The sequence below is a fragment of the Aeromonas allosaccharophila genome (genome assembly GCF_000819685.1).
In the GTDB taxonomy this organism is placed as follows: Bacteria; Pseudomonadota; Gammaproteobacteria; order Enterobacterales; family Aeromonadaceae; genus Aeromonas; species Aeromonas allosaccharophila.
This window is the reverse complement of the sequence record NZ_CDBR01000009.1, coordinates 28,986-48,252: the sequence shown is the minus strand read 5'-3', so window position 1 is coordinate 48,252 and position 19,267 is coordinate 28,986. Positions and strand designations below refer to the sequence as shown.

Annotated in this window: 16 protein-coding genes and 1 pseudogene; 11 read left to right on the top strand and 6 right to left on the bottom strand. The window is 42.6% G+C overall.

Annotation, left to right across the window (positions count from 1 at the left end):
• Positions 1 to 173 precede the first annotated feature (173 nt).
• Positions 174 to 539: a hypothetical protein gene (locus BN1115_RS01965; protein ID WP_049790239.1), complete on the bottom strand. Its 366-nt coding sequence runs from the start codon at positions 537 to 539 to the stop codon at positions 174 to 176.
• Between the two features lie 253 nt (positions 540 to 792).
• Between BN1115_RS01965 and BN1115_RS01960 the strand changes: the two genes are divergently transcribed.
• From BN1115_RS01960 to BN1115_RS22085, 4 genes and pseudogenes are all read left to right on the top strand, one after another.
• Positions 793 to 1,245 carry an antitoxin Xre/MbcA/ParS toxin-binding domain-containing protein gene (locus BN1115_RS01960; RefSeq protein ID WP_042655837.1) on the top strand — a complete coding sequence of 151 codons (453 nt, stop codon included), beginning with the start codon at positions 793 to 795 and terminating at the stop codon, positions 1,243 to 1,245.
• Positions 1,246 to 1,896: 651 nt separating this feature from the next.
• A pseudogene (locus BN1115_RS01955) lies at positions 1,897 to 3,381 on the top strand (SulP family inorganic anion transporter).
• A gap of 19 nt (positions 3,382 to 3,400) precedes the next feature.
• The gene (locus BN1115_RS01950; protein ID WP_042024862.1) at positions 3,401 to 4,246 is read left to right on the top strand and encodes a universal stress protein; all 846 of its coding nucleotides are present in this window, start codon (positions 3,401 to 3,403) and stop codon (positions 4,244 to 4,246) included.
• A 260-nt stretch (positions 4,247 to 4,506) separates the two neighbouring features.
• Positions 4,507 to 4,917 (top strand): hypothetical protein, encoded by a 411-nt coding sequence (locus BN1115_RS22085; RefSeq protein ID WP_128815196.1) that lies wholly within the window; start codon positions 4,507 to 4,509, stop codon positions 4,915 to 4,917.
• 314 nt (positions 4,918 to 5,231) lie between these two features.
• Here BN1115_RS22085 and BN1115_RS21445 read toward each other — a convergent pair whose 3' ends face one another.
• Positions 5,232 to 6,107: a LysR family transcriptional regulator gene (locus tag BN1115_RS21445; RefSeq protein WP_080768715.1), complete on the bottom strand. Its 876-nt coding sequence runs from the start codon at positions 6,105 to 6,107 to the stop codon at positions 5,232 to 5,234.
• A 99-nt stretch (positions 6,108 to 6,206) separates the two neighbouring features.
• On the opposite strand from BN1115_RS21445, the gene BN1115_RS01945 reads away from it, so the two are divergent.
• Both BN1115_RS01945 and BN1115_RS21440 read left to right on the top strand, forming a co-directional pair.
• Positions 6,207 to 7,268 (top strand): YeiH family protein, encoded by a 1,062-nt coding sequence (locus BN1115_RS01945; RefSeq protein ID WP_050070479.1) that lies wholly within the window; start codon positions 6,207 to 6,209, stop codon positions 7,266 to 7,268.
• Positions 7,269 to 7,577: 309 nt separating this feature from the next.
• The gene (locus BN1115_RS21440) at positions 7,578 to 8,021 is read left to right on the top strand and encodes a CopD family protein (RefSeq protein WP_082034777.1); all 444 of its coding nucleotides are present in this window, start codon (positions 7,578 to 7,580) and stop codon (positions 8,019 to 8,021) included.
• A gap of 153 nt (positions 8,022 to 8,174) precedes the next feature.
• Here the strand turns inward: BN1115_RS21440 and BN1115_RS21435 are convergent, their stop codons facing one another.
• Both BN1115_RS21435 and norR read right to left on the bottom strand, forming a co-directional pair.
• Complete coding sequence (locus BN1115_RS21435; RefSeq protein ID WP_080768714.1) at positions 8,175 to 8,846, bottom strand: response regulator; 672 nt, start codon at positions 8,844 to 8,846, stop codon at positions 8,175 to 8,177.
• Positions 8,847 to 8,919: 73 nt separating this feature from the next.
• On the bottom strand, positions 8,920 to 10,446 hold the full coding sequence (norR, locus tag BN1115_RS01940; RefSeq protein ID WP_042655834.1) for a nitric oxide reductase transcriptional regulator NorR: 1,527 nt from the start codon (positions 10,444 to 10,446) through the stop codon (positions 8,920 to 8,922).
• Between the two features lie 170 nt (positions 10,447 to 10,616).
• Here norR and norV point away from each other — a divergent pair, with 170 nt between their 5' ends.
• The 4 genes from norV (at position 10,617) to BN1115_RS21425 (ending at position 14,994) form a co-directional block, all read left to right on the top strand.
• On the top strand, positions 10,617 to 12,098 hold the full coding sequence (gene norV / locus BN1115_RS01935; RefSeq protein WP_017408675.1) for an anaerobic nitric oxide reductase flavorubredoxin: 1,482 nt from the start codon (positions 10,617 to 10,619) through the stop codon (positions 12,096 to 12,098).
• The gene (norW, locus tag BN1115_RS01930; protein WP_042024864.1) at positions 12,095 to 13,264 is read left to right on the top strand and encodes an NADH:flavorubredoxin reductase NorW; all 1,170 of its coding nucleotides are present in this window, start codon (positions 12,095 to 12,097) and stop codon (positions 13,262 to 13,264) included. The genes norV and norW overlap by 4 nt, the downstream gene beginning before the upstream one ends.
• A 62-nt stretch (positions 13,265 to 13,326) precedes the next feature.
• On the top strand, positions 13,327 to 13,668 hold the full coding sequence (locus tag BN1115_RS21430; protein ID WP_017408673.1) for a TehB family protein: 342 nt from the start codon (positions 13,327 to 13,329) through the stop codon (positions 13,666 to 13,668).
• A 108-nt stretch (positions 13,669 to 13,776) separates the two neighbouring features.
• Positions 13,777 to 14,994, top strand: a complete 1,218-nt coding sequence (locus BN1115_RS21425; RefSeq protein WP_082034776.1) for a 4Fe-4S binding protein — start codon at positions 13,777 to 13,779, stop codon at positions 14,992 to 14,994.
• A gap of 78 nt (positions 14,995 to 15,072) precedes the next feature.
• Here the strand turns inward: BN1115_RS21425 and narL are convergent, their stop codons facing one another.
• Together narL and BN1115_RS01920 are read right to left on the bottom strand one after the other, a co-directional pair.
• Positions 15,073 to 15,750, bottom strand: coding sequence for a two-component system response regulator NarL (narL, locus tag BN1115_RS01925; protein WP_017408671.1), 678 nt, complete (start codon positions 15,748 to 15,750; stop codon positions 15,073 to 15,075).
• A gap of 9 nt (positions 15,751 to 15,759) precedes the next feature.
• Positions 15,760 to 17,382: a histidine kinase gene (locus tag BN1115_RS01920; RefSeq protein WP_162516194.1), complete on the bottom strand. Its 1,623-nt coding sequence runs from the start codon at positions 17,380 to 17,382 to the stop codon at positions 15,760 to 15,762.
• Positions 17,383 to 17,828: 446 nt separating this feature from the next.
• Between BN1115_RS01920 and BN1115_RS01915 the strand changes: the two genes are divergently transcribed.
• A complete protein-coding gene (locus BN1115_RS01915; protein WP_042655832.1) occupies positions 17,829 to 19,244 on the top strand; it encodes a NarK family nitrate/nitrite MFS transporter in 1,416 nt (471 codons plus the stop codon).
• Positions 19,245 to 19,267: the final 23 nt, after the last annotated feature.

Sequence of the window (19,267 nt, the reverse complement as noted above, 5' to 3'; positions counted from 1 at the left end):
GCTTATTCGCACCTTCCCTATCGAACTCAATAACTCGCCGTTTTCAGTTCTGGTAACCTCGGGGTCGCCTTTGTACCAACACCATTCTCGGCCAGTTTTTGTGTCGGCTGCCTCTAAGATTCCACAACGATAATCAAAATTGATAGCCATCGATGTTTCTCTCGACCGGATGTTTAGTTATTAGCATCATCACGCTCAGCTTCTTGCATTAAACGAGTCACTTTTCTCAGCGGATTTTCAACACCAATATCATCCGTCAGAACGATGATCTGCTTTCCAATATCAAAAGCTGGGGCAGCAACAGCTCGCCCTGCAAGATCCAATGATTCGAGGACGGCAGTTGCCTTCTTTAGCGTTTTGAAGGCTTTTGCTGTTTCAGGGCTCAACCCCCACCACATACCCGTCATATCAGAGTTTGATGTGTACTTAACCAGAAACTCGTCCTTGTAGGGGTCATGCAGTAGCCACCCCAGCATTTTTGCGTGAGCAGGTAGTCCCCACGTCTGTTTTAGTTCATGTGCGGACGGTTCTTTACTCATGACGTCATCCTCTGTATACGGCGCTAGCTAGTATGATGGTTAGAACATAGTCAATACATCATAAAAAGGGCCTCATAAAGACCTCAGATAGAATTATGCCCAGAGATTCACGAAAAAGTTGGTATTGTCCGAATGGGGCTCTTCAACCTCTGCATCCAGTGCCTCATCCAACACAGTCCTCATCCCCCTCGCCACCGCCACAGGGAACAGATAGGATGCGGTAATCACGCATTGCAAATTCAGGGGAGAGACTATGTCCTATGCCAGTTATCATCCAGGTAAGGCTACGGCCTCTACTAAGACAATATTTGACTCTCTTGGCATACCGAGTGACCCGTTGGGGGCACATCTATGGATTGTTGCTGGCGTAGCTCCTGGCATCATTCATCGACTGGCTGAATTGATGAGTACAGACGCTGGTTTGATATGCCGCTTAGCAGGCATTAGCCGAAGCACAATTGCCCGCAAGTTCAAGACAGAGACTCCCCTGTCAACATCGCAGGGTGCCAGGGTATACGGCGTTGTACAGGCCCTCGATGCGGTGCTCTCCCTCAAAAAGTACGACACCACCAAGGCATTATCATGGTTAGAGCGTCCAGCCTGGGGCCTTGGTGGCGTTGCCCCAGCTAAGTTGTTGACTACACCGATGGGGGTTCAGGCTGTTGTCGATCAGGTGGGACGGATTGAACATGGGGTTTGCCAATAAGTCGGGGGACTAATAGCATAAAATCAGCACAATAGGTTAAATTTTAATCAATCAAATTGATTTTGGAAATTTTTTCACATCCCCCCACTTGAAAAAATCGAAAAACTGTCCATTTACTAATTATGAGAGCTTGAATTAAATTTCAGCGTTTCAACATTCCGCTGCTACGCAGCGAAGAGAGCCCAGTTTTACAACCCCTCACACGATCTTATTGAAGAGAGCAAATGAAAGTCGCTTTTATAAATTAAGATTAATTAAGTTGATTTAATAAATTAATGCTCTATCACTTAGTAATGAATTGAAAATCTATAAACGTATAGAAAATAGAAAATTAACCTTAGTAAAGGAATGGTTATGTTCGCCCTGTAGGGCGGAAAGTTAAAAAAGTGTTTTTTCAAAAATGAGAGCTCTATCTAGACAAGCTCTATCATCCTCAACCCATGAACAAATCGCATACTGGCGTGACTGTGACGCCGCCTTAACCTCTACCTCTGCGGCTCCTGCCGCCTGACTCTGGTTGTCACAACCGGAGCGCTTTTTTACACCCATTAGATCCCAATACAACAATCTGATCCTGCCCGAACTCCATCTGACCCCCAAGTCGATGGATGCGTTGTGCTATGGATCCTAAACAAGCGAGAAAATCCCCCCATGCTGGAACGTGCAAGACAAGAATGGTTCTCCAACATCCGTGGTGACCTGTTAGCCGGAATTGTGGTCGCCCTGGCGCTGATCCCAGAAGCCATCGCCTTCTCCATCATCGCCGGAGTAGACCCCAAGGTCGGCCTCTATGCCTCCTTCTGTATCGCCGTGGTCATCGCTTTTGTCGGCGGTCGTCCAGGCATGATCTCGGCAGCCACAGGCGCTATGGCGCTCTTGATGGTGACCCTGGTCAAAGAGCACGGCCTGCAATATCTGCTGGCAGCGACTCTGCTCACTGGGGTACTCCAGATCGCGGCGGGTTACCTGAAACTGGGCAGCCTGATGCGGTTTGTCTCCCGCTCCGTGGTGACCGGCTTCGTCAACACGCTGGCGATCCTCATCTTTATGGCCCAGCTCCCGGAGCTCACCAACGTCACCTGGCAGGTCTACGCCATGACGGCGGCGGGCCTTGGCATCATCTATCTGTTCCCGCTTATTCCGGTGGTGGGCAAGCTAGTGCCTTCTCCGCTGCTCTGCATCGTGATCCTGACGGCAGTCGCCATCACCATGGGCATCGATATCCGCACTGTTGGCGATATGGGCGAGCTGCCCGATACTCTGCCTATCTTCCTGTGGCCCAAAGTGCCGCTCAATCTGGAAACGCTGGCGATTATCTTCCCTTACTCTGCGGGCCTGGCTGTGGTGGGTCTATTCGAATCCATGATGACGGCAGCGATTGTCGATGATCTGACGGATACCAGCAGCGACCGCAATCGTGAATGCAAGGGCCAGGGGATTGCCAACATAGGCGCTGGCCTGATGGGTGGCATGGCGGGCTGCACCATGATTGGTCAGTCCATTATCAACATCAAATCCGGTGGGCGTGGCCGCCTCTCCACCTCTGTCGCGGGTACTCTGCTCATTCTGATGGTGGTATTCATGGATGAGTGGATCCGCCAGATTCCCATGGCAGCACTGGTGGCCGTGATGATCATGGTCTCTATCGGGACGTTCTCCTGGGATTCACTGCACAATCTCAAAAAGCACCCGCCCTCAACCAATATCGTGATGGTGGCAACAGTGGTTGTTGCTACCCATAACCTGGCGCTCGGGGTACTTGTCGGGGTACTGCTCCTTCCCTGTTCTTTGCCAACAAGGTTGCCAGCTTCATGCTGGTTAAAAGCGACAGCGAGCGGAAAAGGTGAGGTACGCACCTATCTGGTACGGGGCCAGGTATTCTTCGCGAGTGCTGAACAGTTCTTTGCCGAATTAGACTTCAAGGAGGTGGTAGAGAAAGTGGTGATCGACCTCACCCATGCCCACTTCTGGGATATCACCGCTGTCACCGCACTGGACAAGGTGGTCATCAAGTTCCGCCGCGAGGGCACCGAAGTCGAGCTGATTGGCTTGAACGAAGCGAGTACCACTATCGTTGACCGCTTTGGCGTTCACGATAAACCGGAAGAAGTTGAAAAGCTGCTGGCTGGACACTGATCACAAGAAGGAATTTACCATGACAAACATTTTTGCCTGTATCGATGGTTCACCTGCCATGACAGCTGTGTGTGATGCTGCGGCATGGGCCGCAGCCAACACTGGGTTACCTGTCACTCTACTGCACGTATTGGAAAAAAATGAGTTTGAAGGACAAGCCGATCTCTCCGGCAACATCGGCCTGGGCAGCCGCGAGCATTTGCTCAAGGAGCTCGCCGAGCTGGATCACCAACGCAGCCGTCTCGCCCATGAACAGGGGCGCATTCTGCTGGACAGTGGCAAGGAATATCTGGCTGGCTTGGGGGTGTCAGGGGTCGAGGCCCTGCAACGCCACGGCCAGTTGGTCGAGACGACCCTGGAACTCTCATCCGGTATGCGGATGTTGATCATGGGCAAGCAGGGCACCGCCCATGCCCACGAACTGATTGGCAGCAATATCGAGAACGTCATCCGTACCTTGGCTAATCCCATCATGGTAGTGCAGCCGGGCTTTCAGGCCCCAAGCCGCTTCCTGTTTGCCTATGACGCCAGCCCGACCACCAAGAAGGTGCTGGAATTGATCGCAAGCAGTCCTCTGCTCAAGGGGCTGGAGTGTGACTTGGTGATGGTCGGCGAACCGAGTGATGAGCACGAGCGCCAGCTGGCACAAGCCAAACAGTTGTTGAAGAGTGCGGGTATCAGGGTTGAAGCAATGCTGCTGCAAGGAGAGGTGGTGCCAGTTGTTTGCCAGCATGCAGAAGAGGTAGGCTGCGACCTTATTGTGATGGGGGCTTACGGTCACTCGCGCATTAGGCAATTTATTGTTGGAAGTACGACAACGGCCATTTTAAAAATGGCGGAAAGAAGCATACTGCTGTTAAGATAGTTAGTCGTGCGCTAAATACAAAAAGGATGAGTGGAACAACCACTCATCTCTTACATTACGGATATTATAAATAATTCCTATTCTATATGGATTCCTAATAGTACATATTTACCATACTAGCACGAGATCAGGATATGCTATCTTTGACTGTTGTACCTAACAATTTGATAAGTATCGCATGTCCCCTCTTAATAACCGTTTGCAAATGCAATTACTTAGTGTAAAACGCATAAAGTGGTGTTTCATGCATTGGAGATATTATGTCTAAAAAACTCGAACACGGACGTTATTCAATAGAGCTTCATGCTGATTGTATCGTCATATGTGAGTTAATAGGTACATTCAATAAGGAGGGTGTGGCAGCATGGATTTTAGAAATGCATTCGACTATTGAAACAATAAAAGAAAAACCATTTGGCCTACTTATTGATGTAAGACATTATGCTGGTGCGACAGAAGACGCCCTTGAAGCGGCAGATAGTTTTCATCAATGGTTGGGAAATAGCATGCTAGTGTGCCAGGCGCATGTAATATCCTCACCAACGTTGTACTCAATTTCGATAAGTAGGCTCCCGTCACTTAAGCTGCATGAAGTAAAAAGTTTTTTAAGAATTGATGAAGCCTGCGCATGGATTGTAGAGAAACTAAAAAAACAAAATAATATAGTGTGATTAAGTGCGGTGATACTGAATTTAAGACATGGAATTAGTCTAGAAATGCAAGCTATAGAAAATTAGTATCTATAAGCAGCTTTCCAATAAGTATACATATCTACTTATATCATATTAGATGTTACAGTCCGCATGAAGCTAAAAAACCACCTAAAAGATCTTGAAATAGCAGTAATGACTATATATTCCGGCTCAAATCACACCTTGGATTGAAATATGGATTTCTTTATGCGATAGATTATTTCTTTTAGAAAAATCGTCAACGCAGATAGAGTAGGAAATTCTACAACGCTTATTAGCTTGAAGATTACATATCAACTTTGACTCATCAAGATATTATAACATTTTTCTACAAGAGGAGAAATCGGCCTGTCTTTCAATAAAACGATAAATAATGGGCGAAATCTAATAGAAATAGGCATAACAGAAACATCATCAGCATATCCTGATTCACGCACCACCCGAGAAGACACCAGCGAAACTCCTAGTCCCTCAGCAACAGCTCTGACTATTCCTTCAGTACTACCATATTCAATGCACCGTATAGGGATAATGCCTTGATTTTCTAACCATAACTCTGTTGCTTCTCTCGTTCCTGAACCAGGTTCTCTTAACAACCAAGTGTGTTGTGCCCAATCATGTTCATATGTATCTGATGTTAGGGATGTAATAAGACAAAGCTCATCATCATGCCAATGACATGATAAGAGGCGAGGATCACTCAGTGTTCCTTCGACCAATCCGATATCGATTTGACAGTCTAATAACTGCTGTCCTATATACTGCGTATTTCCCGTAGTTATTTTTAGGTCAATATCAGGAAAACGTTGTATAAGTTTTGATAAATATGGTCGAAACCAATACCCAGCAATTGTGCTACTTGCTCCAATTGTCAAGCGCCCTTTCTTCATTCCAATTCTGGCTTGCATATCATCAATGGCAGCACGCTCTAACATGTATATTGCATGCGCATGGTCAAATAGCACTTGCCCATGCTCAGTCAAATGAATCCCTTTTCGGCTTCTACCTGAACCTCTTTCTAGTAATGGAAGCCCTATCTGACGCTCTAACTCACTAACTGCTTTTGATACCGCTGGCTGGCTAATACAAAGATGTGTGGCTGCATTGGAAAAACCGCCCTCACTTGAAACCGTATAAAAAATGCGCAAAAGGTGTAGGTTTATAACCATAACTGTAGGTTATCCATTGTTAATTATTATGTATTTTTATTATCAATTATCAAGGCATATAATGCTATAACACAGTAAATAAGTATAGAAGACCACTCAATGCCTCATTCGTCTGTTGTACATGATAATAATTCGTTTTTGAAAAGTAGCCTAAAAAGCTACCAGTGGTGGCTAGGCATCATACTCGTAGCGATAATTGCCGCAATGAGTATTTTAGCTAGTAAACTGGATGTTGCAACTCATATGGGCCTTAGTGCGCTTACTTTGGCTATTGTATTTGGGATTTTTATTGGAAACACCTTCTTCCCTCGTGTAGCAAATCATACTGCTATAGGTGTAGATTATGCTAAAAATAAATTACTTAGAGTTGGCATTGTTCTTTATGGCTTCAGAATAACCTTCCAGCAAATAGAGGGGATAGGCTGGGCAGGAATTATCATAGACATATTAATGATCAGCTGTACGTTTATCTTGGCTTATTATATTGGAACAAAACTATTAAGACTTGATAAACAGACAACAATGCTAATTGGTGCAGGAAGTTCCATTTGTGGTGCAGCTGCGATAATGGCTGCTGAACCTGTGATCAAGGGCCAAGCTCATAAGGTTTCAGTTGCTGTTGCTACGGTGGTTGTATTTGGAACTATTGCTATGTTTCTATACCCACTAATTTATCCCTATTTAGATATAAGTGCTGAACAATACGGCATGTTTGCTGGTTCAACAATTCATGAAGTCGCACAGGTAGTGGCAGCAGGCCGTAGTGTCAGCGAGGATGCAGCAAATACGGCCGTGATTGTTAAGATGATTCGTGTCATGATGCTCGCACCATTTTTAATAGTATTATCTACATGCATCGGTAAAGAGACTCATGATACGTCCCATAAAAGCAATAGCATTACTATACCATGGTTTGCGGTATTATTTATTGTCGCCAGTGGAATAAATTCCCTTAACATTATACCTCCACACATTGTCAATTACTTGATTGATATCGACAGTATATTGCTTGCAATGGCTATGGCCGCTCTTGGATTACGTACTCACATTGGTGCAATACATCAAGCGGGTGTAAAACCTTTGATTCTTGCTGCCATACTATTTCTATTCCTTTGTGTAGGTGGTTTTTTTATAAATCTAGCCGTATTAATTTTATTTTGAATATTAAAAGAAAATGGCAAAGATCTCATTTGATAATGTAATCCCACTTTAATATAAAAATTTTTCCCATCATATAAAAATATAAATCAAGAGTGCAATTAAATACATTGCATCCAAATGCAAGATGTATCTTTCAGAGACATCTTGCATTGTGATGTAGAGCATCAATAATAATGCATCACACTTACTGTGATTTTAATTAAATCAGTTACTAACTACTGAATTTTTTTTAGTAGAAATCATTAGCAAAAAGTGCTTTAATGAACATCCTGAATGCCAATTTAATGTGTAACATCGAAGGTGTTTGACATGCATGGAGTTGCGTTATTTTTGCATATTTTAGGTGCAACAATCTGGACTGGCGGGCATATTATACTCGCTCTAATAGTTCTCCCTAAAGCACTAAAGGAATCGTCAACGAAAATATTACTAGACTTTGAATCTGTATACGAGAGAATTGGAATGCCTGCCTTAATAACGCAGATAGTCACGGGTATTTACCTGGCATTGAACATTGAGAGTGATGTACTAAATTGGTTTAACGTTGATAACAGGGTTACAAATGTTATTCTCATTAAATTGGCATTACTTACACTCACTACCTGTTTTGCAATAAATGCTAGATTTCGTGTAATTCCGAATTTAAATGAGTCTAATTTAGCTTTAATGGGATGGCACATTCGAGCAGTGACGATCATATCTATCCTATTCGTTTTTGTAGGCGTTTCATTCAGAACAGGATGGTTGTATTAAAGTTATAATGAAACTAATAAAAGCAATGTTAGATAAATCATCACTTAGGTGCATAATATTATGTATGCCAAGTGGTGATTTCTTCTTAACCCAATACAAGGCATACATATGATGTGATATTTTATAGGAAATATAGGGGGCTATCCCATACACCTAGTTTATAGTTCGATTATGTGCCCACACTGCCACTTCCACTCTTGATTTCAAGCTTAATTTTTTTAGTATATTTTTCACGTGAATTTTGACTGTTCCTACAGATATAAATAATTCTTGAGCGATTAGCTTGTTTGAAAAGCCGTTTGACATAAGCTTTAGCACATCTATTTCTCTATGGCTTAAAGAATTTATCGAGTTAGCTGCTTTTTTTGATTGCTTAATATAATGATCTGAATTACAAATCTTTAATATTGAAGGGCTCGCCACAAATGAAATAGAATAAATTGATCTTATTGACATTATAAAATCAGATGGCTCTATGTCTTTGAGCAAATATCCATCTGCTCCTGCCCTGAAAGTCTCAATTACATCCATTTCAAGGTCGGAACATGTGAAAATTATGACTTTGCATTTCAGCCCATGTGCCTTTATTTTTTTTAACGTTTCAAGACCGTTCAGTATGGGCATATCAAGATCTAATATTATTACATCCGGCTCGTAAGTAATAGCCAGCTCTAGCCCTTGTTGGCCATCACCTGCTTCTGCAACGACTTTAATGTCAGGATCTGTAGATAAAAGCTCTTTTATTCCACTGCGTAGAATGGAATGATCATCAATCAATAAAGTTTTTAGTGGCGATGGTGGTCTGTTTGATTCAATGTTATCCATAACTAGGGCTCTATTATATTATTAATGCTCTGATTTCAAATCGAAATTTCAAAAATGTAAAAAATACTGATATTTACTTCAGTCCCAACCGCTTGGCTAGGCGGTGTAAATTACCACAATCAATATCTAAGGCTCGTGCTGTTGCAGCCCAATTATCATTATGATCTGCTAGCACCTTCGTAATTAGCGCAGACTGAAATGCATCAGTTGACGCTCTCAAACCCATTTGGTTAGTGGTGAAGCCATCAATATTTTCGGCAGGGCTTATACTAGATTGAGGCATTGGTGGCATAGCTATACTGAAATGATGGGTTGCAAGCGTCAGAACCGGACTTCGTTGCTCTGCTCTAGCCAATACGGCACCACGATGAATGGCATGCTCCAGTTCGCGCACATTACCAGGCCAGTCATAGCCCTTCAAAAGATGCAGTGCTTGAGGTTGGATCCGCAGTTGCTCTAACCCCATACTCACTCGACAGCACTCGCAAAAGTAGCCAGCCAACAAGGAGATATCATCCTCTCTATCTCTCAAGGCTGGTACATGTATAGGGAAAACACTCAGGCGATGATAGAGGTCTGCTCGAAACTTGCCATCGATGACTGCTTTCTTCAAGTCTCGGTTCGTTGCAGCAAGCACACGTACATTGACTTTCAGTGGGGTATCATCACCAATGCGCTGCAAGTCTCCATATTGAATGACACGTAGCAATTTTGCCTGCAATGATAAGGATAATTCACCAACTTCATCCAGGAACAACGTGCCCTTATCCGCTAATTCAAATTTACCCGCACGGTTATGAATAGCGCCTGTAAACGCTCCCTTCACATGTCCAAATAATTCACTCTCTGCTACGGATTCCGGTAGAGCTGCGCAATTGAGATATACCAATTTGCGATCTGCCCGTGGCGAGCCAAGATGTACTGCTTTTGCTATTAACTCCTTACCTACACCCGTTTCGCCCAAAATCAGGACGTTTAAATCAGAGTTAGCAACTATATCTACCTCATGCTTTAGCTGCTGCATCGCCTGAGAATGCCCGATTATCTCGAATCTATCTGCACCTGTTGGTGTTGAAGGTATTAATGGCTCACTGCTCTGGCGAGCTAAACGCTCTAGTAGTAATGAGTTACTTAACGCCGCTGCCGCTAGCGCACCAACTAGACGCAACTCTTCATCGCTAATGTCATCAAACTGGGCAGGATTCATTCCATCGATGGTCAATGCACCAATCAAGACTTGATCGGAGAACAAAGGTAAACCAACACAAGCATGCACCTTAAATTCTGCATGATCAGGGATCAAGCCATCATAGGGGTCTGGCAAGCTACTATCTGCCGGAAAGCGTACTACGTCACCAGCACGGGCAATTGCCTCCATGCGTGGGTGCTCCTTGATGGCGAAACGGCGTCCTAATACGTCCTGCATTAAGCCATCGATGGCGAGCGGGATGAACTGGCCTCCTTCGTACCGTAGCAAGGCTGACGCATCTGAGTTCAGTAGGCTGCGAATACTCTGGATAAGGCGGTGGAATCTGTCTTGATGTGAAATCCCCAGCTGTATGTCTATAGCAATACGAGCCAAACTGTCTGTCGAAATCATTGTTAGTGTCCAAATGACATTAATGCTGTCATTTAAACAATATCAATACTATGTCATTTTAACAAGAAAATAAACTAAGCCTCATAAAAACAATGAGTTATGAGTTGGCATGTTAGCTGCAATAGTTGATATCAAGAAATACCAACTATTACATACTGAGGAATTGCCAGATGACCATTCATGTCAAAAACAACATTCACTGGGTCGGCCAACGGGACTGGGAAGTTCGAGATTTTCATGGTACTGAGTACAAGACAAACAAGGGGACGAGCTACAACAGCTATCTCATCCGTGAAGGGAAGAACGTGCTGATTGATACAGTCGATCATAAGTTCAGCCGAGAGTTCGTTCAAAACCTTGCAGCAGAGATCGACCTTAACCTTATCGATTATGTGGTGATCAACCATGCTGAGGAAGATCACGCAGGGGCACTGACCGAATTGATGGCTCGTATCCCAGGCACTCCGATTTACTGCACTCACAACGCTATCGACTCAATCACGGGACACCATCATCATCCTGAATGGAACTTCCATCCAGTCAAAACAGGCGACAGTCTCGACATCGGTAATGGCAAGCAGCTGGTGTTCATTGAAACACCTATGCTGCACTGGCCCGACAGCATGATGACCTACATGACTGAGGACGCAGTGTTGTTTTCTAACGATGCCTTCGGTCAACACTATTGTGATGAGCATCTGTTCAATGACGAAGTAGATCAAACCGAATTGATGGAGCAGTGCCAACGGTACTACGCAAATATCCTCACCCCATTCAGCCCACTTGTGACAGCTAAAATCAAAGAGGTGCTTGGATTCAACCTGCCAGTAAGCATGGTGGCAACCTCCCACGGTATTGTCTGGCGTGAGGATCCGACCCAAATTATTCTCAAGTATCTGGAGTGGGCAGACCACTACCAAGAAGATCGTATCACCCTGTTCTATGACTCGATGTCAAACAACACCCGTATGATGGCCGATGCCATCGCACAGGGTATTCACGAAGTTGACCCTGGGGTCGCAGTCAAGATCTACAACGTAGCCCGCCACGATAAGAACGAGATCCTGACACAAGTGTTCCGCTCCAAGGGAATACTCGTGGGCTCATCCACAATGAACAACGTCATGATGCCTAAGGTGGCAGGCATGCTGGAGGAGATAACTGGCCTGCGCTTTAGAAACAAGCGTGCTTCTGCATTCGGCAGTTACGGCTGGACTGGTGGTGCAGTAGATCGTATCCAGACCCGATTGATGGATGCAGGCTTTGATATCAGCATCTCTCTGAAAGCCAAATGGCGACCAGATGGTTCTGCACTGGCAGAATGCCGCGAGCATGGACGCCAGCTCGCTCGTCAATGGGCGTTACATCCTATTGAGGTGCCTCGCCCAGAAAAAGCAGCCCATCAAGTGCCATTCACTGTTGATATCTCCCCTGTAGAGGAGACCACCCAGTCAGTTGTAGCCGGAGTAGACGATGAGCAAGCAATGCTTTGCACAGTCTGCCAGTGGGTTTATGACCCCGCCTTAGGTGAACCGGATCAATTGGTTGCGGTTGGCACTCCCTGGAGCCTTGTACCGGAGAGTTTCCTTTGCCCTGGCTGCGGCATCGGCAAGGAGGTATTCGAACCATGCGCAGTGGAGGCATGTGTATGAGCGCATTAAATGAGCATTATGCTGGTTCCAGCCAGGATATAGTCATCATCGGTAGCGGCTTTGCCGCTCAGCAGTTGGTAAAAAGCTTGCGTAAATTAGATGGTGAAAGACCGATCCGTCTTATTACCGCTGATAATGGCAATGAATATAACAAACCGGACTTGAGTCATGTGGTCAGTCGTGGTTACACCGCCAGCGCAATGACAAAGTTGACGGGGGCTCAATTTGCTGAACAGCAACGTATCATTCTGTCACCTAATACGATTGTGCATAGCATTAGTCCGAATAACAAAATGGTACACACAAATAATGGCGATTTTTCTTATGGCCAGCTAGTGCTGGCAACTGGGGCCAGTTCTATACTGCCTCCCGTTCCCAACTCGGATAAAATGGTAACCCTCAATAGCCAAAATGATTATGCCAATGCCGAACAATTAATTAAGAATGCAAAACGCATTATGGTACTCGGAGCAGGTTTGATCGGCTGTGAGTTGGCTATGGATATGGTGGGCCAAGACCGAATTGTGACGCTTGTAGATCTGGCGGACAGCCCCCTAAGTACATTAATGCCAGCTGCATTGAGTCAACCGTTACTGCAAGCCTTACGGGAGCAGGGGGTTGACCTAAAACTTGGTCGAGGTATCAAGTCGATACAAAGAGGAGATGCCAACGAATCCTTTACGATAGAGCTCACTGACAGCAGTTTCAGTGAACAGGATCTTGTCATTTCAGCTATAGGTCTACAACCGAATCTATCCTTAGCGATGAATGCGGGACTGGCTGTAAGGCGTGGAATTGTAGTGGATGAATACCTGAGAACATCGAGTGAGCACATTTATGCGCTTGGTGATTGCGTTGAGTGGAAAGGTGAATTACGCCCCTTTTTGCAGCCAATTGTTCTCGGTGCCAATGCATTATCTAAAACTCTGATTGGTAAGCCAACACCACTAACGCTTCCTCCAATGCTAGTGAAGGTAAAAACACTTCAATATCCTTTGCAGTTAGCTGGTAGAACAAAAGGTACAGACCTTTCATGGCAGTTTAAGTGGAATAAAAATGGAATGGTCGCAGAAGCTCGCAGCGAGGATGGTGAAATGTGCGGCTTTGTCGTAGGTGGAGACCAAATGGGAGCTGCATTCCCACTTCTACGCCTTCTTTCTAGATGAATAATTGCTGGCTGAGCATATGCTCAGCCTTACTTAATTTCATAGATTATTAAGGATAAAACATGTCGCTACTGCATAGTATACCAGCTCATTGGGTTGTTCGCCGTTCAACCCCATTCTTTACAAATGAAAACGTACCACAGGCTCTATTAACCCATCACAATACAGCTGCTGGCGTATTCGGTCAGTTATGTGTAATGGAGGGGACGGTAACATATTACGGTTTTGCTGATGAAACAGCGGAGATACCTGAAATTACGCTTGTAATCCGAGCCGGAGAGTTTGCAACCAGCCCACCTCAGTATTGGCACAGGGTTGAACTGTCTGAAGATGCTAGATTCAATATCCATTTTTGGGCTGAAAACGTAAGCTCAGACACCCCACTCATTAAGACAAGAGAATAAATTACAATCTTGTCATCGCCACAAACTAGGCCAACTGCCCATCCAGATCAAAATAAATAACTGTAATGTTGTTTATGATTGGCTGTTTTTGCGATGGGAGTTGGCTAGATGAGTGGGATTGAAACCATAACCATGCTGAGTGGCTTGGTGTATCTGTTGTTGTTCCAGTGGCATGAGCGTTCAGGTTGGTCTTGGCAGCTGTTCCTGATGCTAACCGCCGCTGTATGGTTGACGGTAGCAGCCAAGCCACCACTAAGTAGTTTAATCGTGCTTGCTGTCGCTATTGTCATGCTTTATAGATATAAATTAATATCCGCATTTTATGATTCAAGAGATCAACAACTTCGTAGTTTAGTTAGATATTTCTTAGTTACATCGTGGGGATTTGTAACAATACAGTATGGTGTTTATATTTTTCAACTCCACCAGGGTGACCTACCTTGGCTGTCTAGACCTGATATCGTAGATGGCTTTCTACCTATAGCGGGCGGTCTTGGCTTGCGGGCGTTGTTGAGTTTGGGCATTACTGATTACCACCATCCAGCTGCAACAATCACAGTCTTGGTTATTTCCTTATCTGGACTCATTTTAGGTCGTGCCTTCTGCTCATGGTTTTGCCCTCTTGGGGTTGTCGGTGAATGGCTGCATCATTTTCGAAATTTGCTGCTACCAGGTGAGTGGGCTCCGCCAAAATGGTTAGACCTACTGCTCAAATCTCAGAAATTTCTAGTTCTATCATTTCTGATGTTCATAGTTATTCTTGCTGTTCCAAATGTTGCACTGCCAGGGTACTTGATGAGCCAGTATCACCAAGCTGCTGACATGAAAATGGGAGCCTTCTTTTTCAACTTGAACTTCATATCAGGTATTTTTGTTGTTTGGGTATTAAGTATCACGATGCTTTTCAAGCAAGGCTTCTGTAGATACCTATGCCCTTATGGTGGATGGCTTTCCTTGCTGGGGCTTCTGACACCATTGCGTATTCGCAGGTCTTCCAGCAGCTGTTTACGAAGCAAGGGATACGATTGTGATAAATGCAGTAGAGCATGTCCATCAAGAATACAGGTTCATGAACTTATATCAGTCAGAAATCTTGAGTGTACAAACTGTTTAACTTGTATCTCTGCATGCCCAAAACAAGCTAATGCTATTCATTTTGGCACTGCGAATAAAAAGATTTCTGCAAGAACGCTACTTGCAATGTTGTGTGTTTTACTTTTATTAATTCCATTGCTAGCTCATGTGATTTTCGATTTTTGGACAAGCAACACACCATTAGAACAGCGCCGTTATCTATTGGAAATCCTTCCTGGCCTTTCACATTAGAGTGATAGCTATTAAAGCGCCACTTTTCGGTGACGCTTTATTTCTGCAAATGATTCAATAACGCAATAGTTATCACTACTAGTCGAAAATAATCTTCTCATTATGAACCCACACTGCAACTTCAATTCTTGAATGAAGATTTAATTTTTTAAGAATGTTTTTTACATGAACTTTAACTGTTCCTTCAGAAATGAATAAACGTCTTGATATAACCTTATTAGGCAAGCCTTGAGCAATAAATTTCAAAACATCTATTTCGCGATGGCTTAACACTTGTAGATTTTTGTCTTTAAGGCGGTTTTTTCTTCTTGACTGCATACTTTCAATAAGGATTGCAGTTAGTTTTGGGCTTATCACAAGTTTTCCCATGCACGCCTGTTCAATCGAGCTAATCAGGTCTTCAGGTTCCATGTCTTTGAGTAGATAACCATCTGCTCCAGCAAGGATAGCATCCGAAACATCATCTTCATAATCTGATACTGTGAAGATTACGATTCTGCTAGATACATTATGCGCTCGTAATGACTTTAATGTGTCTATACCACTAAACTCAGGCATATTAAGATCTAACAAAATTAAGTCAGGTTCATAATCTAATGCTAGCTGAACACCATCTTGTCCTGTACTGGCTTCAGCTACAATAGTTAAAAAGGGATTTGTACGTAAAAGTTGCTTAATCCCGCTCCGTAGGACAGGATGATCATCAATTAGTAAAATTGAAAAAACATCTGCGTTGGTTGTTAAAGCTTTTTCCATGTGTGTTCCTCAAACTACGTGAAGATCAATTTTCACTTGCGTCCGTTCATTAATGAATGAAATATTTTCTGATTTTAGAAAAACAACTAAGCTCGATATTGAATCCTCGAACTCAGCTTCACCCTTCAGGATGATAATGACATATTCAGCTAGGGATTTTATATGCAGCTCAATCCGTGATGGAGGCATACTTATCCTTAAACATTCGAATAATTTATTGAAGAAGTTCAGTATGAGTATTTCCTGCTCATGCGAATAGTCTTCATAAAAATCTTTATATTCCAACCTAATGTTAAAACCATATGTGTCATTAAATATTGCTATCGTATCTTTTAATAAAATTAACGTTTCGATTTTCTTATATGGAATTCTAAAAGTAGAAATTAGTTTTCTGATGTTTGAGTAAGCTTCATTTAACTCACACCTCATCTCTGAAACATTATCAACCTGAGAAGAACTAATGATGATTGGATCCCTTTGAAGAAGGCTAATCTTTATCTTTAAGTATGATAAAGACTGTGCTATCGAATCATGAAGTGTTTGAGCAATTGTGTTTCTTTCTTTAAATAATAATAGTTGTTGTTGTTGTTGCTCTTTGTAGTAAAGAGATAAGGATTGAGACAGCAAGTTGCAAAATGCAAATATTAATTGTTCTGTATCATGTAATATAGTGACTTCATTTGAAAAGAAAAATTCTATGTAACCATAATCATTATGCGCATCTCCAATGTTCCATAACCTATTATTATATTCACTCTCAATAGGGGATGTGACATCTGCATTATTAATACATAATGAGCAACGCATAGAGGCACAATGTAATGGCCTCACGTTCTCACCAAAGGTGTATAAATGTTTGACCGAATTTTTATGTGGATCATGAATATATACTTTTATTTTTCCAGCCCCAGTGTATCCGATTAATTCTTTCATGAAAGGAGCTAAAACTTTGCAGTTGAATTCTTGATTTTGAAATAATCTACAACTGCGATAAAGGAATTCTAAATGCAAATTCTGCAAGTTAAGTTTATGCGTTTTTTCAGCTACCATCTGTTCCAGATCGCTGTAGGTATGCTTAACAACCTCTGACATATTGTTTAATGCATTGCCAAGCTGCCACATCTCATCGCGGTAATCATGTGATTCAGAATCAAATTTTGAACTAAAATCACCATGCTGAATGTTTTTAGCCATTAACAATAATTTTGACCACGGTCTAAAGAAACGCTTATTTAAGCTATAAATTGCGATGAAGGAAAACAATATAACAATTAAAGAAGATGCTTTTTGAAGGCCATTAATCACTACGATCTTAGATTCTGTTTTGTTCTCAATGCTTTTGATTATCTTCTGTAGCAAACTAATAAACTCTTTAGAGCGGTTAATGCTTAATGGTGTTGCTACATCACCAGATTTTAAGTGGGAAAGAATGTTTTTTAATTTTGGATCCCACAAACTGTTGAGTTGTATGTATTCTTTATTAAGGTTGTGCTTTTCAGCCGTATTAATAAAAAAAGGATCATGCAGAATTGATTCAACGCTATTAACCGCTTGCACTTTTTCATCAACAGACAGTGTTCCTGAGAGGAGTGCATAGACTTTCATTCTAATTGAACCAATACTATTTATCACATATGCATTCCCTTGGATGCTTGATGACAAATAAATCGATGCACTCATATTAAATATAGATATGAGGCATAGTGTACATATAATTGACGTTATAGAAATTGTAATAGACAGTTTCTTCCAATACTTCAATAGTATGTTCACGAATTTGACACTTCCTAAGATTGTCACTACTGATGTTTATACCTTTTAGATACCCTAATAAAAATACCTCAAAGTAAATACCTACAATATTCCAGACATTAGCCAGCTCATGATAAAGAAAGTCTTGTTGAAGCTAAGTGCATGATTTTGTTGTGGTTAATTTCAACCCGCCCCCCCTGTAATAGGTAGTTATCGAAATATTCATCTTTTGTAATACATATGTTCAGTTGATCTAAGTCAATAAAAAATATCCATTTAAATTGTTTATTGGACATTGTGTACCCCAACACTTACCGGTGAGCAAAATGTCCATATATCAAAAATACAAAGATGGATGTGAAGACAGTCACACAAATAAAAGAAATAACAGCAAAACGCTCGTTGACTGGAATCCTGATGACAAGTGCTTTTGGATTGAGAATGGTTCTCATATTGCCAGAAGAAACCTACTGATATCTATCCCTTGTCTACTGATCTCATTCTCTGTGTGGATGATATTCAGCGTAGTAGCAATGAATTTGCCTTTAGCTGGTTTCACCTTTACAACAGACCAGCTGTTTCTGCTGACTGCACTCCCGTCACTTACTGGAGCTTTAGGACGGATCCCTTACTCATTTGTGATCCCAGTTTTTGGTGGCCGGAGATGGACAGCATTCAGTACCTTGTTGCTTATGATACCTATGTCATGGTTGACCATTGCAGTGCAAGACACCACAACGCCGTATTCAACATTTCTAATAATCTCTTTGTTATGTGGGTTTGGTGGTGCCAACTTTGCATCTAGTATGGCTAACATCAGCTTGTTTTATCCAAAAACTCAACAAGGAAAGGCTCTTGGTTTAAATGGGGGGCTAGGTAACTTGGGTGTCAGTGTCATGCAGATGCTTGTACCTATCGTAATTTCTGTAAATATCTTTGGCCCTTTCGGTTTAGGTCAAGGAAATCCTGATGCATCAATATGGCTCAGCAATGCATCCTTAATATGGATACCAGTAATATTGATATTGAGTATTGCAGCGTGGCATTTTATGAATGATATTGCAGCACCCAAAGCCTCGTTTAAAGAGCAATGGGTAGTGTTAAAACAAAAACATCTTTGGATTTTGAGTGTTTTATATTTGGCTGCCTTTGGTTCATTCATTGGATTCTCTGCGGGGTTTGCAATGCTCGCTAAAACTCAATTCCCTGATATTGAAATAATGAAATATGCTTTCATAGGGCCATTATTCGGCGCATTGATGAGGCCAGTTGGTGGCGTTTTATCAGATAAGCTGGGCGGTGTTAAAGTCACCTTTGTTAGCTTTTGCTTAATGGCTACGTTAGTTGCGTTTTTGTTTTCAACTCTTCCATCAGATGCAGGGCATGGCAACTTCACCTATTTTCTAGCTGTCTTTATGGCTTTGTTCTCATGCGCAGGAGTTGGGAGTGGTTCTACATTTCAAATGATCGCCGTTTTGTTTAGGGGGATGATGATAAAAAGGAATCTACAGCGATATGATTCAGAAGCTCAAGCCTTAAAAAAATCAGCAAATGATACAGCAACAGCATTAGGGTTCATCTCAGCAATAGGTGCAATTGGTGGTTTCTTTATTCCAAACGCATTCGGCTTATCAATAGCTCTCAGCGGAACACCAATTAATGCGATGAAAGCTTTTTTAGTCTTCTATGTTATTTGTGGGCTAATAACATGGTTTGTATATGGAAAAGAACTCAATAAATAGAATGTTACTATTAATGCATATGC